Source organism: Streptomyces sp. AV19, from assembly GCF_015999245.1.
In the GTDB taxonomy this organism is placed as follows: domain Bacteria; phylum Actinomycetota; class Actinomycetes; order Streptomycetales; family Streptomycetaceae; genus Streptomyces.
Genome location: NZ_JAEAMR010000007.1, coordinates 444,419 through 465,405, shown reverse-complemented (window position 1 = coordinate 465,405; position 20,987 = coordinate 444,419). Strand labels below are relative to the sequence as shown.

Here is a 20,987-nt window from a genome sequence, read left to right as displayed (position 1 = left end):
TGATCATGAAGGAGCCACTCGTGGAGTTCGACGTCACCATCGAGATTCCGAAGGGATCGCGGAACAAGTACGAGGTGGACCACGAGACCGGTCGCATCCGTCTGGACCGCCGTCTCTTCACCTCCACCAGCTACCCCGCCGACTACGGCTTCGTCGAGAACACCCTCGGCGAGGACGGCGACCCGCTGGACGCGCTCGTCATCCTGGACGAGCCCACCTTCCCGGGCTGCCTCATCAAGTGCCGCGCCGTCGGCATGTTCCGTATGACCGACGAGGCGGGCGGCGACGACAAGCTGCTCTGCGTCCCGGCCAACGACCCGCGCGTCGAGCACCTGCGCGACATCCACCACGTGTCCGAGTTCGACCGCCTGGAGATCCAGCACTTCTTCGAGGTCTACAAGGACCTGGAGCCGGGCAAGTCCGTCGAGGGCGCGGAGTGGGTCGGCCGCGCCGAGGCCGAGGCCGAGATCGAGGCCTCGTACAAGCGCCTCGAGGCCGCGGGCGGCTCGCACCACTGAGCCGGATGAACGGGGCGCGCGGCCGAGTCAGAAGCCGCGCGTCCGCTTCGCCGCGCGCCGTGCCACCCCGCCCGGGACGACGAGGAACATCCGCGCTGTCTCGGATCCGAGGTTGACGCCGATCGCGATGGCCAGCGCCAGGGCCGCCGCCTTGGAGAGGCTGGCCATCCCGGTGTTCATGTCGTTCCCGGCGAAGTTCAGCAGCGCGAAGTACACCGCGCTACCGGGCAGCAGCGGCCCGATCGCCGCCGTCACATACGGCAGTGCGGACATGTACCGGTAGCGCGAGAGCAGCTGCCCGAAGAGCCCGACGAGCCCGGCCGCGATGGCCGTGGCGGGCACCGGATCGAGCCCGCCGGTATCGGCGAGCGCCCCGTAGACCACCCAGGCGACTCCGCCGTTGAGGGTGGCGTACAGCACGGTGTGACGTTCCTGCTGGAGCAGGACGGCGAACGCGAAGGCCAGCAGCATGGCCGCGATCGTCTGCGTCACCGGCCGCTCCTGGCGCTCCAGCGCCGCCTCCGGGTTGAGCGTGGTCCCGCCGACCCGCACACCGCCGTAGAGCACGATCAGCACGCCGCTGACGATGCCGACGATCAGATAGCCGACCTCCAGCAGACGCGCCGAGGCAGTGATGTAGAAGCCGGTCAGCCCGTCCTGGACGCCGGCGACCAGCGCCCGCCCGGGGATCAGGGCGAAGAGCCCACCGGTGATCACCGCGGACGCCTGGACGTGCACCACGTCGCCCATGGCGCTGAGCGCCACCCCCATCGCGGCCGGCGGCATCGCCGCCACCACGAACTGGTAGAACTCCGGCAGCCCGCGCGCCGAGGCCAGCCACGCCAGCCGGTCGCCCAGCATGGCGCCGGCCGCGGCCGCGAGGAACACCACGGGCCCGCCGCCCACCAGCAGGCTCGCCGCGCCCGCGAGCAGCCCGGCGGCCAGGGTCAGCGCCCAGCCGGGGTACGGGTGCCGGTTGCGGCGGATCTCCGCGAGGCCGCGGTACGCCTCCTCGAGCGTGAGGCCCTGCGAGGTGATGTCGTGGACGAGCCGGAAGACGGCCGAGAGCCGGGTGTAGTCGGTGCCGCGGCGGCGCACGGTGCGGCTGGCGGTGACCGGGTCGTCCACCAGGGACGGCTGGTAGCTGACCGACAGCAGGGTGAAGGTGACGTTCGGCTCGCAGCGCCCGAGGCCGTACGCGTGCGCGACGCCGTACATCGCCGCCTCGACGTCCTCGGCGCCCTCGCCGCCCGCGAGCAGCAGCTCGCCGATGCGCAGCACGAGGTCCAGGACGCGGGGGACGGCCGGGCCGGTCTCCTCCTCCTTGGCCGGACGCTCCGGCACCGGCCGCTCGCCGACCGGCATCCGGACCATGGTGCGCATCCGGTCCTGCCAGGGCGCGTCCTTGAGCAGGCTGACCTTCGGGATGCCGAGCGGAGGGGTGAGTTCCGACCAGGCGATGCCCTGGGTCGTGGAACCCGAGGGCGGGCCGAAGGCGGATCCCTCCGGGCGCCGGTCCTCGGGCTCGGCCACGCCCTTGGGCACGGCGAACTCCGAGGTCGGATGCTCGTCCTCGGGTACGGGCGGCAGGGGCACGCCCAACGGTGGCGTGAACGCGCTGCGCGCCTCGTCGCTCTGCGGTTTGCGGTCCTCTCCGCCCTCCGGCGGGCCGCCGTCCCGCTGCCGATCACCCACTTCGCGCTCCTCCACGCTCCTGTGCAGGTCAACCATGCCCGATCAGGAGTACGGGTGCCCAGTGGGGGCCGTGGGACGCATGTGAACTCCGGCCGCGTTCCGGCCGCCTTCCGGCCGCGTTCTAGCGGCGGGCGTGCCGCCCTCGCGGCGGGCGCTGCTGCGGGTCCTGCGGCCCGCCGGGGTGCGCGTCCTGCTGCTGCAACGGGTAGGGCTGCACGTCCTGGTAGTGCGGCGGGACCTGGTGGTAGTCGCGCGGCGGCTGCGGCCCGCTGGGCACCCCGTCGGGGGTGCCCGCGGGACCGTTCGTGGTCCCGTTCGCGGGACCGGCCTTCTTCGACTTGGAGCGGGCCCGCAGGAGTTCGATCGCGATCGGCACGACCGAGATCAGCACGATCGCCACCAGCATCATCTCGATGTTGGTCCGGACGAACTCGATCTTGCCGAGCAGGGCGCCCAGCAGCGTCACCCCGGCGCCCCACAGCGCGCCGCCGACGATGTTGAAGATCAGGAAGGACCGGTAGTTCATCCGGCTCACGCCGGCGATGATCGGCGTGAAGGTGCGGATCACCGGGACGAAGCGGGCCAGGACCAGCGACTTCGGCCCGTACTTCTCGAAGAACTCGTGGGCCTTCTCGACGTTCTCCTGCTTGAAGAGCCGGGAGTCGGGGCGCCGGAAGAGCGCCGGCCCCACCTTGCGCCCGAAGAGGTAGCCCGCCTGGTCGCCGAGGACCGCCGCGAGCACGATGAGGAGGCAGACCACCCACAGCGGGTAGTCGTCGAGCTTCCCGGTGGTCACCAGGAGGCCCGTGGTGAACAGCAGGGAGTCGCCCGGCAGGAAGAACCCGATCAGCAGTCCCGACTCGGCGAAGACGATGGCCAGCACACCGAGCAGGCCGAACTGACCGATCAGGTAGTCCGCGTCCAGCCACTGCGGGCCGAGCGCGAGGGTGGTGACGGGGGTCACGGGTGATCAGGCTCCTGGGTCGGGGGCGCAGGCTCGTGCGAGGCCCGGGCACAGGCGGGGGGAGGGTAGTACGTCCTTCCCAAGCTATCAACGTCATCCGACGGCCCCACGGTTCCGCGGATCGCCGGGGACCGTGACGGGGGGAGGGCGCAACCCCGTGTCCCGCCCGTGCGTCCCGCAGGTCGAACGCAAGAATGCGGGAAAACCGAACGACGCGAAGGTGGACGTGATGGGCATCGATGAGTGGGGCGGCGGGCAGCACGAGCAGTCCGATGTGCTCGTGGTCACGACGAACGACGTGCCGGGGTACCGGGTCGAGCGCGTCATCGGCGAGGTCTTCGGCCTCACGGTGCGCTCCCGCCACGTCGGCAGCCAGATCGGCGCGGGTCTGAAGTCGCTGATCGGCGGCGAGCTCAAGGGTCTGACGAAGACCCTGGTCCAGACCCGTAACCAGGCCATGGACCGCCTGGTCGAGCAGGCGCGGGCGCGGGGCGCGAACGCGGTCCTGATGTTCCGCTTCGACGTCACAGAGGCGGCGGACGTCGGGACGGAGGTGTGTGCGTACGGCACGGCGGTGGTGATCGCGCCGCTGGCGTAGCGCGGAGGGGGTGCCGCGGGGGTTTTGCCCCGGTCCCGCCCTTTCACCGTTTCTTCCGGGCTCCGCCCCTCGGCCCGGCACCGCGCTCCGCGCGGTGGTGCGGGGGCTTCGCCCCCTGCGCCCCTTTCGGGGCTCCGCCCCGGACCCCGTGTCGCGGCTTCGCCGCTCGTCCTCAAGCGCCGGACGGGCTGATTCAGCCCGTCTGGGGGCACCCCCTCTGGGGGAGTTTGAGGACAGCGCCCGAAGGGCGCTTCAGGGGTCCAGGGGGCGCAGCCCCCGGTCAACGCGGCGCAGCCGCGTTGCGGCCCCGGGCGGAGCCCGGAAGAAACGGTGAAAGGGAGGGTCCGGGGCATCTCCCAAAAACAGCAACCACAACCAACCCGCACGGAGGCCCACATGACCGCACCCACACCCCCCACCCCCTACCTCTCCCTCCACAACCTCCACATCCACTTCCCCACCGACGACGGCATCGTCAAAGCCGTCAACGGCCTCACCCTCGAACTCCCCCGCCGCAAAACCCTCGGCATCGTCGGCGAATCCGGCTCCGGCAAATCCGTCACCGCCCTCTCCCTCCTCGGCCTCCACGACCCCCGCCCCACCCACACCCGCGTCACCGGCCAAATCATCCTCGACGGAACCGACTTGACCACCGCCCCCGAATCCGTCCTCGAAAAACTCCGCGGCGCCAAGATGGCCATGATCTTCCAGGACTCCCTCACCGCCCTCTCCCCCTACTACACCGTCGGCCGCCAGATCGCCGAGCCGTTCCGCAAGCACACCGGCGCCTCCCGCCGCGACGCCCGGCTCCGGGCGATCGAGATGCTGGAGAAGGTCGGCATCCCCAACCCCGCCCGCCGCGTGGACGACTACCCCCACCAGTTCTCCGGCGGCATGCGCCAGCGCGCCATGATCGCCATGGCCCTCGTCTGCGACCCCGAGCTCCTGATCGCCGACGAACCGACGACCGCCCTCGACGTCACCGTCCAGGCCCAGATCCTCGACCTGCTCAAGGACCTCCAGCAGCAGACCGGTTCGGCGATCGTCCTCATCACCCACGACCTCGGCGTCGTCGCGAACACCGTGGACGACCTCCTGGTCATGTACGCCGGCCGGGCGGTCGAGTACGGACCGGTCCAGGACATCCTGAGCCACCCGAAACACCCGTACACCTGGGGCCTGCTGTCCTCCATGCCCCGCCTCACCTCCGACGTGACCAAGCCGCTCACCCCCATCCCGGGCGCCCCGCCCAGCCTCCTCGACCCGCCCCCGGGCTGCCCGTTCCACCCGCGCTGCGCGTACACCGCCCACGTCGGCGGCGACCGCTGCCGCACCGAGCGCCCGGAACTGCCCGCGGACGGCGGCCGCGGAGCCGCCTGTCACCTCACCGCGGAACGCGCCCGCGCGCTCTCCCGGCAGGTGACGTCATGAGCGACGCCGAACTCGACGAACTCCTCGTCGCCGAGGGCCTGACCAAGCACTTCCCCGTCCGCCGCCGCGCCGGCGCGATCCGCGCCGTGGACGGCGTCGACCTCACCGTCCGCGCCGGCGAGAGCTTCGGGCTCGTCGGCGAGTCCGGCTGCGGCAAGTCCACCACGGGCCGCCTGCTGACCCGGCTCCTGGAGCCGACCGCCGGACGGATCACCTACCGGGGCGAGGACATCACCCACGCCGGCCGCAAGCAGCTCGCCCCGATCCGCTCCCAGATCCAGATGATCTTCCAGGACCCGTACTCGTCACTCAACCCCCGCCAGACCGTGGGCCGGATCATCTCGGGCCCGATGGAGATCAACGGCATCCGCCCGCCCGGCGGCCGCGAGGCCCGCGTCCGGGAGCTGCTGGCCACCGTCGGGCTGAGCCCGGAGCACTACAACCGCTTCCCGCACGAATTCTCCGGCGGCCAGCGCCAGCGCATCGGCATCGCCCGAGCGCTCGCCCTCGAACCGAGGATCATCGTCGCGGACGAGCCGGTCTCGGCCCTTGACGTCTCCATCCAGGCCCAAGTGGTCAACCTGCTGCGGGCGTTGCAGGAAGACCTGGGTATCGCCTTCCTCTTCATCGCCCACGACCTGGCCGTCGTCCGGCACTTCTCGCAGCGCGTGGCCGTGATGTACCTCGGCCGGATCGTCGAGACGGGCGCCCGCGACGACATCTACGGACGCCCCCGCCACCCTTACACCCGCGCCCTGCTCTCCGCCGTCCCGGAGGCGACACCCCCGTCCGAGAGCGGCGAACGCATCCGCCTCACCGGCGACGTCCCCTCGCCCGCCAACCCCCCGTCCGGCTGCCGCTTCCGCACCCGCTGCTGGAAGGCGCGGGAGAAGTGCGCCACCGAGGAACCCCCGCTGACCCGCGCCGACGGCAGCCGGGAGGGCCACCTGTCCGCCTGTCATTTCCCGGAGTAGACGCGCGAGAGGTTCCCTTGTCGGCTGAGGGTCCGCAACTCGTCCATGTAGCCGCTGATGTCACCGCCGACGTCGCGGCAGGAGTCGGCCGGGCGCGGACTCTCGCCCCGGCAGGCACGGCAGACGCCGCCGGGCGTCTCCGCCATGTCCCCGGGCGCGCGGCAGACCGTGCATTCGAGCATCATGAACGGACGACGGACCGGAGGCGCGCTCTCCACGGCCTCGGCCTCGGGGGGCACCTTGTCGACGAGCCGCCGCCGGACGAACCCGGCGGCGTGATGCACCTCGGGCGGCAGCCCGCCCGTCATGGTCCGCACGAACTCCTCGTCCGTGACCCCGCGCTCCAGCCACGGCTCCGCCAGCGGCACGAGGCCCGCGCAGTCGGCGGCGGACAGCGTCACCCGGTGGTCCGCGCGCCCGAGGGAGGCGAGGAGCCGGTACGCGCGGGGCCGCGACGGCTCCGGCTCGGGGACACAGGGCGGGGGATCCTTCGGGACGTCCCCGACCCGTACGGCCTCCCACCACGCGTCGTCGCGCGGCGTCCGTGAGAAGAACGTCCGCGTCACCCAACGCGTACTGCCCTCCTCACTCTTGAGGGGGACGGTGAACCGTCGCAGATGACCGGCCTCGGACAGCCGCCGCAGCGCCGTCAGACAGGCCGCCTGCCCATACGCGGGCAACTGGGCCGCCAACGACTTCCCGTCCATCGCCGCGCCCTCCGGCAGCCGGTCGATGAAGGCGGCGATCGACGCCTCGCGGGGCGGCAGATGAGCGAAGTCGTCCTTGTGGCGGGGCTGTTGCTCGGGCGCGGAGCGCTTTCCGAAGCCGGAACGGGCCATAGGGGGCGTGGGGGCGCTAGGGTAGGCGTAAGCCATCGGGATCGCCTCGACATCCGATCTCGTCGGTCAGACCCCGGTCCTGGTGTTGGTCGCACCGGCCGGGGTCGCTTTGTTGCTGCGCACGCTAGGCCCTGGCGACGCAATGTCGCAAATCAACTACTCAGCGGCAACTCGCCATGGTACACGCGCGACTTGGGGAGGGTGGGTGGGTCTGACGACCACCCATTCCTTCGGGAGCGCTCGGACCCCGACCCCCGGATCCCGGAACTCAAGTACCCGAACGGGCTCCTCAGCTTGCATCCAACTCCCGTTCCACTGCTAATAGTTGTCCACCGAGAAACTGGAACACCAGGAGAACCGCGCCAGATGACAAGTCTCCCCGAGAACGCCCCGCCGTTACCCGCCTGGCCGCCACGGCTCGTCGGCAGCATCGATCTACGGGTCAGCAAGCGGCTGTTGTGGGTCGGCAGGGCCGCCTACCCCCTGCAGAACATCGCCCGGGTGCACACCTTCACCCTCCACCCCAAGCGCAAGGAAGCCACCGTGCGCTTCCTGAAGAACGTCGCCCTCACCCTCGCCGTCGCGATCGCCCTCACGGTCCTCGGCGGCGCGACGGCGCTCGCCAACCGGGAGGCGAGCGAAGGGATCATCTCGTTCGTCTGGTGGGGCGTCATCGCCGCGCTGATCTACTTCCTCGTACAGCTGGTGATGGTCCTGTCGGCCGACTCCCACTACGTCCTGGCCGTCGAGACGAACGGCCGGTCCACGGCCGTGGTCACCAGCGCGAACCCGCACCACCTGGACCGGCTCGTCGGCCAGATCTCCCACGCGATCGAGAACCCGGGCGCCGAGTTCCAGGTGACGGTGGACAGCATCACGATCAACCCGCAGAGCTACTACTTCGGCGACAACGTCAACATGTACGGCGGCACGGGCAACGTGGGGATGGCGAGCTGATGAGCGGCGACAACTATTACTTCGGCGACAACGTCACGATGAAGGGCGGCAGGGGCAACACGGGCATCGTCAGGAACCAGGCGCCCGCCCCCACCCCACCCGCCGTCCAGTCCGCCATCGACGAGCTCCTCCGCCTCGCCGAGGACCTCCGCGACCGCCTCCCACCCGCGACCGCCCGGGCCCTGGACGACTCCCTCCCCGACGTCACCGCCGAGCCCCGGGAACGCCACCGCGCCCTGCTGGCCATTGCAGGCATCGCGGCCACGGCCGGCACGATCGGAGCCCCCGTCCTGGACGCGGTCAACAAGCTCCTGGAGCTGGTGGGCGCGAGGTAGGAGGCTGCGGAGCTCATTTCCCGAACGGCCCGTCGGGCAGCGGGGACGGCTTCGGCACCTCCCAGGCGGGCCCGGTGGACAGGTAGGTGGTGCGCTCCGCGACGTCCCCGGCCCGGAGCCGCACACCCGCCCACTCCCGGGAGCCCCGCGCGGCGTTCGAGGTTTCCAGCATATGGAACGTCCGCGTGTCGACGACCAGCCGGCTGCGCCAGTCGAACGCCGTGTCCAGCTCAACGGCGGTACCGGCACGCCCGGTGCTGTCCTTGGCCCCTTCCGTCACCCGCACCCCGGGAATCCGCGTGAGAATCTTGAACAGCGCCGCGCGCACCGGGGGTTCCGCCGGCGACCGCGCGAGCAGCTCCGCGATGCCGTCGAAGAGACCGTCCCGGGCAAACTCCCCCGTGTCGTTTCCGGCAAGCAGCGACCGGAGCGCCACCGGATCGGTGGGCAACTTCCCAACGTCGTCCCAGTCGAGCGACTTGCCGGGGAGGTCGTACGCCATCTGCTGGGTCTCCGAGGAGAAATCCCCGGTCTCCACGACGGTTCCGTCGTCCTCCTGCACGAGCGCCTTGTTCCGGCCGAACCAGAGCGTCCGGTAGCTCTTCTGCGGCCCCTTCCCCGTCTCGGACGCCGGTTGCCAGGTCATCGTCCGCACCTTCCAGTACGGCGCCGGCCCCGTCCGCTCCCGCACCGCCGTTCGCTCCGTCGCCGGGGAGCCCTGCACGCCCCCGGAGTCCGCCCACGGCTGGAACGCGACGCCCAGCGCGACCACCACGACCGCTGCCGCCGAGACCAGCACGGGCAGGCGCCGCCGCCACGTCCGCACCGGGACGACCGCGGCCACCGGCTCCCGTTCGAGCTCGACCTCCTCCACCGCGTCCTCCCGCGGCCCGCCGGCCGCCGACCGCACCGCGGCCAGCGCCGCCGCGACGACGTCCGGCGAGGGCGGCGCGACCCGGCCCGCGGCCCGCAGCCGGTCCGCGCCGGGGAAGTCGAGGGCGTCCATCTCATTCCCGGTCATGCGAGGTCTCCTGTCAGGGGAAGCGGGGCGGAGGAGCCGAGCGCCGTGCGCAGCCGGGTGCGCGCCCGGTGCAGGCGGGAGCGGGCCGTGCCCGCGGGGACGCCGACGACGGCCGCGGCCTCGGTGGGGCTGAGCTGCTCCCAGGCGACCAGGAGCAGCAACTCCCGCTCCACGGCGGGAAGTACGGCCAGCTCGTCGCGGATCAGCGGCGCGACCGCCGCCGCGTCCAGCCGCTGGTCGACCGCGTGCCACGGGTCGCTGCTCGCCTCGCCCGCGAGGGACACCGCCGACGGCCGGTCCAGCCCGCGCCAGTGCGCGGCGAGCACGTTGCGGGCCACGCCGAAGAGCCACGCCCGCACCGGCCCGCGCGCCGCGTCATAGGTGCCGCGTCCGGCGTAGGCCCGCAGCCACGCCTCGGCCAGCAGGTCGTCCGCGGAGCCCGGGACCCGGCGCGCGAAGTAGCCGTGCAGCGCCGTCGAATGGCGCTCCACGAGCGGTTCGAAGGCCGACGCGTCCGTTCTGGAGCGCGCCAGCAGTTCCTCGTCCGTCGACACGGACCTCCCCTTCCCCGGGCCGCGCCGTCAGCGGCCCCTTCCCCTTCTTGCGCCCGCCCGGCAAAAGCGTTCGCACCCCGCGCCCCGGAAGGCGCACCGACCACGCGGATCGGCCGGTCAGGCAGACTGGTCAGGCCGCCTGGTCAGGCGGCGCCCCGCCCTCGCCCTCCCCGCCCCCGGGCACCGGCCGCTCCCCCGCGAAGTGGCACGCCGACACGTGCGCCGCCGGCCCGCCCTCCTCCCGGAAGCGCTCCGGGACCTCCAGCGGCGGCACCACCTCCGCGCACACCCGCTGCGCCTTCCAGCAGCGGGTGCGGAAGGGGCAGCCCGACGGGGGGTTGGCGGGCGAGGGGACGTCGCCCATGAGCAGGATTCTCTCCCGGCGGCCGCGCGCGGTCGGGTCCGGCACCGGGACGGCGGAGAGCAGCGCCTGCGTGTACGGGTGCGTCGGGTGCTCGTAGATCTGCGCGTCCGTGCCGACCTCGGCCAGCCGCCCGAGGTACATCACCGCGACCCGGTCGGAGATGTGCCGCACCACGGACAGGTCGTGGGCGATGAAGACGTAGGACAGGTCGAACTCGGCCTGGAGCCGTTCCAGCAGGTTGACGACCTGCGCCTGCACCGACACGTCCAGCGCGGACACCGGCTCGTCGGCGACGATCACCTCGGGGCGCAGCGCCAGCCCGCGCGCGATGCTGATGCGCTGCCGCTGGCCGCCGGAGAACTGGTGCGGGTAGCGGTTGATGTGCTCGGGGTTGAGGCCGACGACGTCGAGGAGTTCGCGGACCTTCTGCCGGCGGCTGCCCTTGGGGGCGGCCTCGGGGTGGATCTCGTAGGGCTCGCCGACGATGTCGCCGACGGTCATCCGGGGGTTCAGGGACGTGTACGGGTCCTGGAAGACCATCTGGATGTTGCGGCGCACGGCCTTCAGGGCGCGCCGCGAGAGCCGGGTGATGTCCTCGCCCTTGTAGCGGATCTCCCCGGCGGTGGGCCGCTCCAGGTTGACGAGCAGCCGGGCGAGGGTGGACTTGCCGCAGCCGGATTCGCCGACGATGCCGAGGGTCTCGCCGCGCCGCAGGTCGAAGGAGACGCCGTCGACGGCGCGGACGGCGCCGACCTGCCGGCGGACAAGGACGCCCCGGGTGAGCGGGTAGTGCTTGACGAGGTCGCGGACCTCGATGATCGCCCCGCCGTCAGCCTTCATCCGGGCGCTCCTTCATTCGGCGCTCCTGCGGGGAGGTCATCCAGAGTCTCCTTCCAGAAGTGGCAGGCGCTGGCGCGGCCGGGGGCGACGGGGAAGAGCGGCGGCCGGTCGGTGCGGCAGACGTCCCGGGCGCGGGGGCAGCGGGGGTTGAAGGGGCAGCCGGGCGGGATGTCGGTGAGGCTGGGCGGCAGTCCCTTGATGGCGTGCAGCTGCCGGCCCTTGCGGTCCAGGCGGGGGACGGAGTCGAGCAGGCCGCGGGTGTAGGGGTGGGCGGGGGCGGCGTAGAGCTCGCGGACGGGGGCGGTCTCGACGATCCGTCCCGCGTACATCACCGCGATCCGGTCGGCGACGTCCGCGACGACGCCCAGGTCGTGGGTGATGAGGATGAGCCCCATGTTGAACTCGCGCTGCAACTCCGCGAGCAGATCCATCACTTGGGCCTGGACGGTCACGTCGAGGGCGGTCGTCGGCTCGTCCGCGATGATCAGGTCCGGCTCCAGCGCCAGCGCCATCGCGATCATGATGCGCTGGCGCATGCCGCCCGAGAACTGGTGCGGGTAGTCGGCCCGGGGCTTGCCCCGGAAGAAACGGTGAAAGGGCGGGACCGGGGCAAAACCCCCCGCGTGGCGCCGCCCCGCCCGTGGTACCCGTCCCCCATGCCACTCCACAAAGGCTCGCACCCCCACACCCCCCGACGCGGCTACTCCGTCAACCCCTTCTTCGGCGAAGCCGACCCCGTCGCGGACATGGCCGTCGAGCCCCCTCGTCACTCCCTCCCCGGCAAGCCCATGACGCCCCGTACCGCCTACCAGTTCGTCCACGACGAGCTGATGCTCGACGGGAACTCCCGGCTCAACCTGGCGACCTTCGTCACCACCTGGATGGAGCCGCAGGCCACCGCGCTCATGACCGAGTGCCGGGACAAGAACATGATCGACAAGGACGAGTACCCCCGCACCGCCGAGCTGGAGCGGCGCTGCGTGACGATGCTCGCCGACCTCTGGAACGCCCCCGACCCGGCGAACGCCATCGGCTGCTCGACCACCGGGTCGAGCGAGGCGTGCATGCTCGCCGGCATGGCGTTCAAACGCCGCTGGGCCCGTCGCGACGCAAACCGCCACCCGTCCCCCGGCGCCCGCCCCAACCTCGTCATGGGCACCAACGTCCAGGTCTGCTGGGAGAAGTTCTGCAACTTCTGGGAGGTGGAGGCGCGCCAGGTGCCCATGGAGGGCGACCGCTTCCACCTCGACCCGCAGGCCGCCGCCGAGCTGTGCGACGAGAACACGATCGGCGTCGTCACCGTCCTCGGCTCGACCTTCGACGGATCGTACGAGCCGGTGGCCGAGGTCTGCGCCGCGCTGGACGCGCTCCAGGAGCGGACCGGGCTGGACATCCCGGTCCACGTGGACGGCGCCTCCGGCGCGATGATCGCGCCGTTCCTCGACGAGCGGCTCGTCTGGGACTTCCGGTTGCCGCGGGTGGCCTCGATCAACACCTCGGGGCACAAGTACGGGCTGGTCTACCCGGGCGTGGGCTGGGCGCTGTGGCGGGACAAGGCGGCGCTCCCGGAGGAGCTGGTGTTCCGGGTGAACTACCTGGGCGGTGACATGCCCACCTTCGCGCTCAACTTCTCCCGCCCGGGCGCCCAAGTGGCCGCGCAGTACTACACGTTCCTGCGGCTGGGCCGCGAGGGCTACCGCGCCGTGCAGCGCAACACCCGCGACGTGGCCCGCTCGCTGGCCGAACGCATCGAGGGTCTGGGCGACTTCCGGTTGCTGACGCGCGGCGACGAACTGCCGGTGTTCGCGTTCACGACGGCGGACGACGTGACGTGCTTCGACGTCTTCGACGTGTCGCGCCGGATGCGGGAGCGGGGCTGGCTCGTCCCCGCGTACACCTTCCCGCCGAACCGGGAGGACCTGTCGGTGCTGCGCATCGTCTGCCGGAACGGCTTTTCGCTGGACCTTGCCGACCTGTTCCTTGACGATCTGCGGTCCCTGCTACCGGAGTTGCGCCGCCAGCCCTGCCCGCTGGGCCGCCCGGAGAAGGTGGCCACGGCGTTCCACCACTGACGCCCCCGCGCTCACTCCGGCGCCGACGGGCTCAGCCCCTCCCACGGGTCGCCCTCGCCGGCCATCACATACGCCCCGCCCTCCAGCCGCTCGATGAGCCCACGCGCCCACCGCTCCTCCGCCTCCGACGAGTTGAGCCAGACGCCGGAGATCTCGCCGATGTGCCCCCAGTCCTCCCCGGCACCGGGCGTCCAGTCGCGGTGGATCTCCTCCTGCCACTCCTCCAGCGCCCGCACCCGCCGCCGCAGCAGCGCGACGACCTCGTCCCGGGGCAGGTCGACGAGGAACCCGACGCCCGCCGTCAGCAGGTCGCGCCGCTGCCGGGGTACGGCGAGCGCCTCCCTCAGCAGCCGGAAGAACTCGCCCTTGCCCTCCGGCGTCAGCTCGTACTCGGTGCGCGGCGGACCGCCGGCCCGGCTGGGCTCGGTGTCGTGGGCGACGAGCATCCCCTGCCCGGCCATGGCCTTCAGCGCGTGGTAGATCGATCCGGGCTTGGCGTTGGCCCACCGCCCCGCGCCCCAGAACTCCAGGTCGTTGCGGACCTGGTAGCCGTGGGCACGGCCGTGCTGACGCACCGAGCCCAGCACCAGCAGCCGGATCGCCGACATCTCTCCTCGCTATCTCCCCCCGCGTCGCTGTCTCCCACCGCGCCCCCAGCCTAGGCGCCGGCCTCCGCGACCAGCTCGAAGGCCGTCTTCCCGTCGATCGTCTCGCGGATGATGTCGGCGTGGCCCGCGTGCCGGGCGGTCTCCTCGATCAGGTGGAGCAGCAGCCAGCGCGTGGACACCTGGGCGTCCTTGGGGAACCAGGGCGCCTCCGGCAGCGCGAAGACCCGCTCCATCGGCACCGAGCGCGCGAACCGCTCGGTCTCCGCGGCGACCTCCTCCCAGCGGGCGAGGAGCACCGGAACGGTCTCGTCCGCGTCGGGGTGCCACCCGGCCTCGAAGCGCTTCACCGCCTCCTCGCGGCTGATCTCCGGCTCGTCGCCACGCGCCCGCTCCACCCAGTTGTGCTCCACCTGCACCAGGTGCTTGAGCAGGCCGGCGAGCGACATCGCGCTGGCGCTCGGCCGGGCCCCCGCCTGCTCCTCGGTCAGCCCGAGGACGGCCCGGCGCACGCCGCCGCGCTGGGCGTCGAGGAAGCCGAGCAGGGCGCCGAGCTCGTCGCCGGTGTTCTTCTCGGTCACAAGAGTGGGCATGGGGTCCCGCCGCCTTCCGTCGTCCCTCGCTGACGGATCAACAGTAGGACCCCACTAGGCCAGACTGCGTCCTAGTTGATCAGAACGGGAATCAGAAGGGGAATCTGCTCCGCCCGTGCTGGATCGAGATCCACTTGGTGGTGGTGAACGCGTCCACCATCGCGTCCCCGTTCAGCCGTCCCACCCCCGAGTGCTTCTCGCCGCCGAACGGCACGATCGCCTCGTCGTGCACGGTGCCGTCGTTGACGTGGATCATCCCGGTGTCCACCCGCTTGGCGAAGCGCACGCCCCGCTCCACGTCCCCGGTGTGGACGGCCCCGCTCAGCCCGTACGGCGTGGCGTTGGCGATCCGCAGGGCCTCCTCCTCGCCGGAGAAGGGGATGATCAGCGCGACCGGTCCGAAGATCTCCTGCCCCAGGATCGGCGCGTCCTCGGCCAGCCCGGTCAGCACCGACGGCTCGACCAGCGTGCCGACGGTCCGTCCGTGGACGAGCGCGGTGGCGCCGCCCCGCACGGTCTGCTCCACGAGGGACGTGATCGCCTCCGCCTGACCGGAGTTGATGAGGGGGCCGATGTGGGTCGCGGGGTCACCGGGGTCGCCGGTCCTCAGCGACTTCACCTTGGCGACGAACTTCTCCGTGAACTCCCGCTCCACAGAACGGTCCACGAGCACCCGGTTGGCGGCCATGCAGACCTGCCCCTGGTGGACGAACCGGCTGAACACCGCGGCGTCCACGGCGTAGTCGATATCCGCGTCGTCGAGCACGATCAGCGCGCTGTTGCCGCCGAGTTCCAGGATCGTCCTCTTGAAGTGGGAGGCCGCGACGGTCGCGACGTGCCGGCCGACCTTGTCGGAGCCGGTGAAGGAGAGCACCTTGGGGATCGGGTGCTCGATGAGCGCGTCCCCGATCTCGGCTATGTCGGTGACGACGACGTTGAGCACCCCGGGCGGCAGCCCCGCGTCCTCGAAGACCTTGGCGACGAGCCCGCCTCCGCAGACCGGCGTGTTCTGGTGCGGCTTGAGCACCACCGCGTTGCCCAGCGCGATCGCGGGCGCCGCGGACTTGATCGACAGCAGGAAGGGGAAGTTGAACGGACTGACCACGCCGACGACCCCGACGGGCACCCGGTAGAGCCGGTTCTCCTTGGTGTCGTCCGGAGAGGGCAGGATCCGCCCCTCGGCCCGCAGCGCGAGCTGCACGGACTCGCGCAAGAACTCGCGTACCAGGCCGAGTTCGAAGGCGGCCTTGACCGCGGTGCCTCCGCATTCGGCCATGATCAGCGAGGCCAGCTCCGCCTCGTGGTCGTCGACGATCCGCAGCGCCCGCTCGAAGACCAGCCGGCGGGTGTACGGGTTGGTGTCCGCCCACGGCCGCTGGGCGCGCTCGGCGGCGCGGTACGCCTCGTCGATCTCGGCCACGCTCGCCACGGTGATCGAGGCGAGCTTCTCCCCGTCGTACGGGTTGAAGTCGACGATGTCCCATGAGCCCGAACCGGCCCGCCATCGGCCGTCGATGTACTGCTGAGCGAGATCCGTGAACGCGGAGGAGTAGGACATTCGCCATCCCTGTCTGCCGGAGCGTGGCCAACGGGCGCACGCGGGTTCAGACGTACTGACCGACCGTCATCGTACTGATGTATCAGACAAGTTGAAGCCGCTGCCGGATCAGGTCACGGGTGCGGGATGGCGAGAGGCTGTCGGACCGCAGCCGGCCCATGACCCCCTCGTACTGCGCGACCTCGTCCGCCTTGTCGAGGTAGAGCGCGCCGGTGAGCTGCTCCAGATACACCACGTCCGGCAGGTCCGACTCGGGGAAGCGGAGCACGGTGAAGGCACCGCTCTCCCCCGCGTGACCGCCGTGCCGGAACGGCATCACCTGGAGCGTGACGTTCGGCTGCTCGGAGAGGTCGACGAGGTGCTGGAGCTGCCCGCGCATCACGGAGGCGCTGCCGTACGGGCGGTGCAGCGCGGCCTCGTCGAGGACGGCGTGGAAGACCGGGGCGCGCTCGGAGAACAGCAGCTTCTGCCGCTCCATGCGCAACGAGACCCGGCGCTCGATCTCCGCGGCGTCCGCCTTCGGCTGGCCGCGGACGACGACCGCGTGCGCGTACCCCTCGGTCTGGAGCAGGCCGTGCACGAACTGCACCTCGTAGATCCCGATGTGCGACGCGGCGCCCTCCAGGCCGACGTAGGTCTGGAACCAGCTGGGCAGCACGTCGCCGTAGCTGTGCCACCAGCCGGCCACGTTGGCCTCCCTGGCCAGGCCCAGCAGGGCCGCCCGCTCGGACTCCCGGGTGATGCCGTAGAGCGTCAGCAGGTCCTCGACGTCGCGCGTCTTGAAGCTCACCCTGCCGAGCTCCATCCGGCTGATCTTCGACTCGGACGCACGGATCGAGTAGCCGGCCGCTTCCCGCGTGATCCCCCTGGACTCCCGCAACTTCCGCAGCTGCGATCCCAGGAGTATGCGCCGCACCACGGAACCGCTCGACTCGTTCGTGGTCATCTCCGCGACCTTCCTTCCGGTCTGTTCCGGCCTGTCTGTCCGCCGTGTCGATCAACCTTTCCAGGGGGCGACCCCCGCGGCCCCCGGCGCCGAAGTCTGCCATCTTTGCGCTCCGTTGAGTGCACGGACGGTCACGGATACCGGCCAGAACGGGGAGCACTACTGAAGGGGGCGTAGGAAGAATTGCTCCCCAATCCTCTTCTGCGCCCCCAAATCCACCACGTGCACGTGCATCTGCCCTTGCATCCGCCCTGCGCATTGGGAACCATGGAGCGCGCACACGTGCTCGTCACGTCCACGATTGCCAGGAGTGCCTCGGATGGGTACCGAAGGATCGACTGTGCTCTCCCCCGTCTGGCGAGGGCTGCCCAGGACGGACTCCTCCGCGGTGTCGAACTCCGCCTCCTGTGCCCTGCCACCCCACTTCGAGGCCGTCCGCACCGCACGCCGGTTCACACGGATCACCTTGAACCAGTGGGGAGTTCAGCGGCTCTTCGACGACGTGGCACTGGTCGTCTCCGAGCTCGTGACGAACGCGATGCGCTACGCCGTACCGGTGGACCGGCCGGACGGGGAGTACGAGCCGCCCATACGCCTCCACCTGATGCGGTGGACGACGCGGCTGGTGTGCGCGGTGCGCGATCCGAGCGAGGAGAGCCCGGTCGCCGGCGAGGCGGGCACCGGCGACGAACACGGCCGCGGCCTGCTCCTCGTCGAGAACTTCAGCGACGCCTGGGGCTGGCACCCCCTGGTGGGCGCTCTGCACGGCAAGGTGGTGTGGGCGCTGTTCCGACTGCCGCGCGAATGACGTGGGCTCACGTGACCTACATGACTTACATGACTTACGTGTCTTACGTGTCTTCGGTCAATCCGCGACGAGGTAGTCGAATTCACCGTCCTTGATCCCCAACAGCATGGCCTCGATCTCCGCGGGGGTGTAAATGAGAGCGGGGCCATCCGGGTGGCGGGAGTTGCGAACGGCAACCCCGCCACCCGGCAACTTCGCGAACTCCACGCAGGACCCCTGCGAGTTGGAGTATCTGCTCTTCCGCCAGACGACGCCATCGATGCCCGATGCAGCCATGCCGTTGTGGACGTGTGGCACTGGAGACTCCCGGATCGCCGCAGGGGGGTGCAACTCATCGGGATCATAGCCGCGGTTCACATGCTCCGGCACGAGCAGATGCACGTGCACTGACGGTGTTTGTGCTGCTACGGAAGAGGTTTCGCCGCTTCCGCAGCAGCCGGTACGGGCAGCAGCCGGTACGAAGCGGGGTCACTGCTTCCGCAGATATCCGATCAGCCGCGCGTAACTGTCACCGCCGTGACCGTCCTCGACCGCCTTCCGCACCAGCCTCCGGAAGAGTTCGGGAAACTCGGAGTCGATCCCGCGGAGCTCACTGGCGTGCATGAGGATGTCCATCGTCATCAGATGGAGATCCAGCGGGAAATGCCCGCCCGGAGTCCGGCCGGAATCCACCTGCTCGGCGTAGTCGTTCATGAACGTCCCGACCGTTTTCAACCACCGGCGGGCGACTTCCGTGAACGCGGTGGCCGTCACCCCGCCGGCGGCATCGGCCCCCACGATCGCGGTGCTGTGCAGCCACCCGGTGAGCGTGCCCCACATCAGCCCCAGCAGCGCCGTGTCGTACACGGAGGGCAGCCCCGGGTCGTCCCCCACGTGCACCGGGTCGCCCAGCGCCCGGAGGATGTCGCGGTGGGCGTCGAAGACGGCCCGCGGGCCGGCGTACAACTGCAGGACGTCCGGGCCGCCGATGCCGGCCGGCGTCGTCATCACCACCCCGTCCAGGTAGTCGGCCCCGTACCGCCGGGCCCACGCCGCCGTCTGCCGTCCGTCCCCCGGCGGGCCCGAGGTCAGGTTGACGACGACGCGGCCCGCGAGGTCGCCGGCGAGCGGCTCCAGGACGTCCAGGACCGCGTCGTACGTCGACACGCAGATCACCGTCAGCGGACTCGCGCCCACCGCCCCGGCGGCGGACTCCGCCCCCGTCGCGCCCCGGGCGGTCAGGGCGCCGGCCTTCCCCGGCGTGCGGTTCCAGACCGTGGTCCGGCGCCCGGCCGCCAGGAAGCCGGCCGCTAACGCCGACCCCATAGCTCCCAGCCCGAGCACACTCACTTCAGAATCCACAATTCCCCCCTATTTCGCTTCACTTCGCTTTGAGTTGTACGGACCAGCGGTCGAGATACGCCGTGAGCGCCCGGCGGTCGGCCGCCCGCGCGCGCAGACCGATGTGGCCGTCGGGCCGTACGAGCAGCAGCGTGCCGTCCGGCAGTTCGTCGGTCCGGATGCGGAACAGTCCGACGGGCAGGGCGTAGCGCTCGGTGAGCCGCCGCAGGCCGGCGGTGCCGTCCCCGTCCCCGGTCAGCAGCAGTGACCACCGCTGATACGAGAGCAGACCGTGCAGCCGGCCGCTCCCGGTCTCGCTCCCGACACTCCAGTCGGGCACCCGATCACCGGCCCGGAGCCCGCCCCCACGGGACCGTCCCTCCACCGACAGCGCACTCCCCCGGTGGTTCTTCCCGAAGTCGCTGAGCAGTTCGCTGCCGCGGCGGGTGAAGCGTTGGCTGCGCAGGGCGTGGGGCAGGAGCAGCCGGATCGCGGTCAGCGTCCGCCGGTCCGGGGGGAGTTCGAGGATGTTGCGCCGCATGTGCCGCATGACGCGGAGGGCCGTGCGGCGCTGCTCGTCGTTGTACGTGTCGAGCAGCGCGTCCGGGCACCAGCCGTGGTGGACGGCGGCGAGCTTCCAGCCCAGGTTGTGGGCGCCGAGCAGGCCGGTGTTGAGGCCCCGGCCGCCGATCGGGGCCCACAGATGGGCACTGTCCCCCAGCAGCAGCGCGGGGCCGCTGCGGAAGCGGGCGGCGACGCGGTCGTGGAAGCGGGCGCGGTTGGCCCAGTACGGCTCGGTGGGCCGGAGCCGTACGCCCTTCTCGCCGGTCGCGCGGGAGACCACGTCCTCCATCTCGGCCCGGGTGGGCGGCTCTTGGCGGCTCGGATCCGGGTCCGGGCAGAAGGCGTAGAGACGCGTGGCGCCGGGGACGGGGTCGGCGATGAGGGTGACGCCGTGGTTGATGAAGATCCGGGTGACCTCCGGGCGGTACGGGTGGCTCCAGTCGGGCTCGGCGTTGAGCTGCAGGCACTGCAGATTGACGCGGCGCTCGCCCTCGAAGGGGATGCCCATGGCCCTCCGTACGAGGCTGTGCGAGCCCTCGGCGCCGACGACCCAGCGGCATCCGACGGTCCGGGTCCGGCCGTCGGCCCTCCGAAGCTCGACCTCGGCGCCGCCGTCGTCCGTCCGTACGGCAACGGCCTCCGTCCCCCACTCCACCTCCGGCCCCAACAGCCGCATCCGTTCCCGCAGGATGGCCTCGATCGAGTCCTGCTCGATCCCGAGCGGCCCGGGGAACGCGGTGTCGGCCATCCGCATCTCCTGCGCCCCGGCGCGCTGCCCGGCGACGTGGAACTCCCCCTGGGCGAGGGCCAGTCCCTCCTTCATGAACCCATCGGCGCACCCGAGGTCCCGGAGGGCCTCCAGGGCGCGCTGCCAGACGACGCTGGCGCGGGGTTCCTGCCTGCTGCTGACTCTCTTGTCGACGACGACGGTGTCGATCCCGTACCGCCGCAGCGCGATGGTGAGCGCGAGGCCGGTGGGGCCTGCGCCGATGACGACGACGTCCCGTACATCCCGGTTGGCATGATGCATCGGCGCCTCCCCCTGTTGGGCATGATTGTGGGGTATGGGCAAGGTCACCCTCAATGGCGCGTGTTGGGGGGTTGGGGGATTGTTTCGCCCCGGACCCTCCCCCAGAGGGGGCACCCCCACTTTCACCGTCTCTTCCGGGGCAAGCCCCGGGCCCGTAACGCGACTTCGCCGCGTTGACCGGGGGCTGCGCCCCCTGGACCCCCGCAACCGCGCTGCGCGCGGTTGTCCTCAAGCGCCGGACGGGCTGGATCGGCGCGCCGATCCAGCCCGTCCGGGGGTTGTCCCGTCCGGGGGTTGTCCCGTCCGGGGGTTGTCCCGTCCGGGGGTTGTCCCCTCCGGGAGTTGTCCCCTCCGGGGAGTTTGAGGACGAGCGGCGGAGCCGCGATACGGGGTCCGGGGCG

21 protein-coding genes and 1 pseudogene are annotated in these 20,987 nt (G+C 71.3%); 8 read left to right on the top strand and 14 right to left on the bottom strand.

Annotated features, from left to right (window positions below):
- Positions 1–20: 20 nt before the first annotated feature.
- Positions 21–518, top strand: a complete 498-nt coding sequence (locus tag I5Q34_RS11705; RefSeq protein ID WP_049716339.1) for an inorganic diphosphatase — start codon at positions 21–23, stop codon at positions 516–518.
- Positions 519–545: 27 nt separating this feature from the next.
- Here the strand turns inward: I5Q34_RS11705 and I5Q34_RS11700 are convergent, their stop codons facing one another.
- Together I5Q34_RS11700 and I5Q34_RS11695 are read right to left on the bottom strand one after the other, a co-directional pair.
- The gene (locus I5Q34_RS11700; RefSeq protein WP_199892132.1) at positions 546–2,249 is read right to left on the bottom strand and encodes a threonine/serine exporter family protein; all 1,704 of its coding nucleotides are present in this window, start codon (positions 2,247–2,249) and stop codon (positions 546–548) included.
- 85 nt (positions 2,250–2,334) lie between these two features.
- Positions 2,335–3,177 (bottom strand): VTT domain-containing protein, encoded by an 843-nt coding sequence (locus I5Q34_RS11695; RefSeq protein WP_199892131.1) that lies wholly within the window; start codon positions 3,175–3,177, stop codon positions 2,335–2,337.
- 229 nt (positions 3,178–3,406) lie between these two features.
- Between I5Q34_RS11695 and I5Q34_RS11690 the strand changes: the two genes are divergently transcribed.
- From I5Q34_RS11690 to I5Q34_RS11680, 3 genes are all read left to right on the top strand, one after another.
- Complete coding sequence (locus I5Q34_RS11690; protein ID WP_199892130.1) at positions 3,407–3,775, top strand: YbjQ family protein; 369 nt, start codon at positions 3,407–3,409, stop codon at positions 3,773–3,775.
- A 396-nt stretch (positions 3,776–4,171) separates the two neighbouring features.
- Positions 4,172–5,206: an ABC transporter ATP-binding protein gene (locus tag I5Q34_RS11685; protein ID WP_199892129.1), complete on the top strand. Its 1,035-nt coding sequence runs from the start codon at positions 4,172–4,174 to the stop codon at positions 5,204–5,206.
- Positions 5,203–6,180: an ABC transporter ATP-binding protein gene (locus I5Q34_RS11680; protein ID WP_199892128.1), complete on the top strand. Its 978-nt coding sequence runs from the start codon at positions 5,203–5,205 to the stop codon at positions 6,178–6,180. Before I5Q34_RS11685 ends, I5Q34_RS11680 begins: the two co-directional genes overlap by 4 nt.
- On the opposite strand, the gene I5Q34_RS11675 is transcribed toward I5Q34_RS11680, so the two are convergent.
- Positions 6,165–7,055: a hypothetical protein gene (locus I5Q34_RS11675; protein ID WP_234428726.1), complete on the bottom strand. Its 891-nt coding sequence runs from the start codon at positions 7,053–7,055 to the stop codon at positions 6,165–6,167. The two genes, I5Q34_RS11680 and I5Q34_RS11675, sit on opposite strands and share 16 nt — an antisense overlap.
- A 330-nt stretch (positions 7,056–7,385) precedes the next feature.
- Between I5Q34_RS11675 and I5Q34_RS11670 the strand changes: the two genes are divergently transcribed.
- Positions 7,386–7,976 (top strand): DUF6232 family protein, encoded by a 591-nt coding sequence (locus I5Q34_RS11670; RefSeq protein WP_199892127.1) that lies wholly within the window; start codon positions 7,386–7,388, stop codon positions 7,974–7,976.
- A complete protein-coding gene (locus I5Q34_RS11665) occupies positions 7,976–8,311 on the top strand; it encodes a hypothetical protein (protein WP_199892126.1) in 336 nt (111 codons plus the stop codon). Before I5Q34_RS11670 ends, I5Q34_RS11665 begins: the two co-directional genes overlap by 1 nt.
- 13 nt (positions 8,312–8,324) lie before the next feature.
- Here the strand turns inward: I5Q34_RS11665 and I5Q34_RS11660 are convergent, their stop codons facing one another.
- The 4 genes and pseudogenes from I5Q34_RS11660 to I5Q34_RS11645 all read right to left on the bottom strand — a co-directional run.
- Positions 8,325–9,332, bottom strand: coding sequence for a hypothetical protein (locus I5Q34_RS11660; protein WP_199892125.1), 1,008 nt, complete (start codon positions 9,330–9,332; stop codon positions 8,325–8,327).
- A complete protein-coding gene (locus I5Q34_RS11655) occupies positions 9,329–9,886 on the bottom strand; it encodes an RNA polymerase sigma factor (RefSeq protein ID WP_199892124.1) in 558 nt (185 codons plus the stop codon). The genes I5Q34_RS11660 and I5Q34_RS11655 overlap by 4 nt, the downstream gene beginning before the upstream one ends.
- A gap of 130 nt (positions 9,887–10,016) precedes the next feature.
- Positions 10,017–11,090: an ABC transporter ATP-binding protein gene (locus I5Q34_RS11650; protein ID WP_199892123.1), complete on the bottom strand. Its 1,074-nt coding sequence runs from the start codon at positions 11,088–11,090 to the stop codon at positions 10,017–10,019.
- Positions 11,087–11,653: pseudogene (locus I5Q34_RS11645) on the bottom strand (ABC transporter ATP-binding protein); the annotation flags it as partial. The pseudogene I5Q34_RS11645 and the gene I5Q34_RS11650, both read right to left, overlap by 4 nt.
- A 93-nt stretch (positions 11,654–11,746) precedes the next feature.
- On the opposite strand from I5Q34_RS11645, the gene I5Q34_RS11640 reads away from it, so the two are divergent.
- The gene (locus I5Q34_RS11640) at positions 11,747–13,162 is read left to right on the top strand and encodes a glutamate decarboxylase (protein WP_199892122.1); all 1,416 of its coding nucleotides are present in this window, start codon (positions 11,747–11,749) and stop codon (positions 13,160–13,162) included.
- Positions 13,163–13,173: 11 nt separating this feature from the next.
- Here the strand turns inward: I5Q34_RS11640 and I5Q34_RS11635 are convergent, their stop codons facing one another.
- The 4 genes from I5Q34_RS11635 to I5Q34_RS11620 form a co-directional block, all read right to left on the bottom strand.
- Positions 13,174–13,770, bottom strand: coding sequence for a PadR family transcriptional regulator (locus I5Q34_RS11635; protein WP_199892121.1), 597 nt, complete (start codon positions 13,768–13,770; stop codon positions 13,174–13,176).
- A gap of 50 nt (positions 13,771–13,820) precedes the next feature.
- Complete coding sequence (locus tag I5Q34_RS11630; protein ID WP_199892120.1) at positions 13,821–14,360, bottom strand: DinB family protein; 540 nt, start codon at positions 14,358–14,360, stop codon at positions 13,821–13,823.
- Positions 14,361–14,451: 91 nt separating this feature from the next.
- Positions 14,452–15,918: an aldehyde dehydrogenase family protein gene (locus tag I5Q34_RS11625; protein ID WP_199892119.1), complete on the bottom strand. Its 1,467-nt coding sequence runs from the start codon at positions 15,916–15,918 to the stop codon at positions 14,452–14,454.
- 82 nt (positions 15,919–16,000) lie between these two features.
- Positions 16,001–16,864, bottom strand: coding sequence for a helix-turn-helix transcriptional regulator (locus I5Q34_RS11620; RefSeq protein ID WP_199892118.1), 864 nt, complete (start codon positions 16,862–16,864; stop codon positions 16,001–16,003).
- Positions 16,865–17,183: 319 nt separating this feature from the next.
- Here I5Q34_RS11620 and I5Q34_RS11615 point away from each other — a divergent pair, with 319 nt between their 5' ends.
- Positions 17,184–17,672: an ATP-binding protein gene (locus tag I5Q34_RS11615; protein WP_199892117.1), complete on the top strand. Its 489-nt coding sequence runs from the start codon at positions 17,184–17,186 to the stop codon at positions 17,670–17,672.
- Positions 17,673–17,729: 57 nt separating this feature from the next.
- Here I5Q34_RS11615 and I5Q34_RS11610 read toward each other — a convergent pair whose 3' ends face one another.
- From I5Q34_RS11610 to I5Q34_RS11600, 3 genes are all read right to left on the bottom strand, one after another.
- Positions 17,730–17,969: a DUF397 domain-containing protein gene (locus I5Q34_RS11610; protein WP_199892908.1), complete on the bottom strand. Its 240-nt coding sequence runs from the start codon at positions 17,967–17,969 to the stop codon at positions 17,730–17,732.
- Positions 17,970–18,140: 171 nt separating this feature from the next.
- On the bottom strand, positions 18,141–18,995 hold the full coding sequence (locus I5Q34_RS11605; protein WP_307811668.1) for an NAD(P)-binding domain-containing protein: 855 nt from the start codon (positions 18,993–18,995) through the stop codon (positions 18,141–18,143).
- 37 nt (positions 18,996–19,032) lie between these two features.
- Complete coding sequence (locus I5Q34_RS11600) at positions 19,033–20,586, bottom strand: FAD-dependent monooxygenase (protein WP_199892115.1); 1,554 nt, start codon at positions 20,584–20,586, stop codon at positions 19,033–19,035.
- Between the last annotated feature and the right edge of the window lie 401 nt (positions 20,587–20,987).

What these genes read in the sequence shown, in the direction of transcription:
- I5Q34_RS11615 (WP_199892117.1), top strand. Translation starts at nt 17,184, where the DNA reads ATGGGTACCGAAGGATCGACTGTGCTCTCCCCCGTCTGGCGAGGGCTG.
- I5Q34_RS11665 (WP_199892126.1), top strand. Translation starts at nt 7,976, where the DNA reads ATGAGCGGCGACAACTATTACTTCGGCGACAACGTCACGATGAAGGGC.
- I5Q34_RS11620 (WP_199892118.1), bottom strand. Translation starts at nt 16,864, where the DNA reads ATGACCACGAACGAGTCGAGCGGTTCCGTGGTGCGGCGCATACTCCTG.
- I5Q34_RS11690 (WP_199892130.1), top strand. Translation starts at nt 3,407, where the DNA reads ATGGGCATCGATGAGTGGGGCGGCGGGCAGCACGAGCAGTCCGATGTG.
- I5Q34_RS11680 (WP_199892128.1), top strand. Translation starts at nt 5,203, where the DNA reads ATGAGCGACGCCGAACTCGACGAACTCCTCGTCGCCGAGGGCCTGACC.
- I5Q34_RS11650 (WP_199892123.1), bottom strand. Translation starts at nt 11,090, where the DNA reads ATGAAGGCTGACGGCGGGGCGATCATCGAGGTCCGCGACCTCGTCAAG.
- I5Q34_RS11700 (WP_199892132.1), bottom strand. Translation starts at nt 2,249, where the DNA reads ATGGTTGACCTGCACAGGAGCGTGGAGGAGCGCGAAGTGGGTGATCGG.
- I5Q34_RS11625 (WP_199892119.1), bottom strand. Translation starts at nt 15,918, where the DNA reads ATGTCCTACTCCTCCGCGTTCACGGATCTCGCTCAGCAGTACATCGAC.
- I5Q34_RS11600 (WP_199892115.1), bottom strand. Translation starts at nt 20,586, where the DNA reads ATGCATCATGCCAACCGGGATGTACGGGACGTCGTCGTCATCGGCGCA.
- I5Q34_RS11660 (WP_199892125.1), bottom strand. Translation starts at nt 9,332, where the DNA reads ATGACCGGGAATGAGATGGACGCCCTCGACTTCCCCGGCGCGGACCGG.
- I5Q34_RS11670 (WP_199892127.1), top strand. Translation starts at nt 7,386, where the DNA reads ATGACAAGTCTCCCCGAGAACGCCCCGCCGTTACCCGCCTGGCCGCCA.
- I5Q34_RS11635 (WP_199892121.1), bottom strand. Translation starts at nt 13,770, where the DNA reads ATGTCGGCGATCCGGCTGCTGGTGCTGGGCTCGGTGCGTCAGCACGGC.
- I5Q34_RS11685 (WP_199892129.1), top strand. Translation starts at nt 4,172, where the DNA reads ATGACCGCACCCACACCCCCCACCCCCTACCTCTCCCTCCACAACCTC.
- I5Q34_RS11675 (WP_234428726.1), bottom strand. Translation starts at nt 7,055, where the DNA reads ATGGCTTACGCCTACCCTAGCGCCCCCACGCCCCCTATGGCCCGTTCC.
- I5Q34_RS11640 (WP_199892122.1), top strand. Translation starts at nt 11,747, where the DNA reads ATGCCACTCCACAAAGGCTCGCACCCCCACACCCCCCGACGCGGCTAC.
- I5Q34_RS11630 (WP_199892120.1), bottom strand. Translation starts at nt 14,360, where the DNA reads ATGCCCACTCTTGTGACCGAGAAGAACACCGGCGACGAGCTCGGCGCC.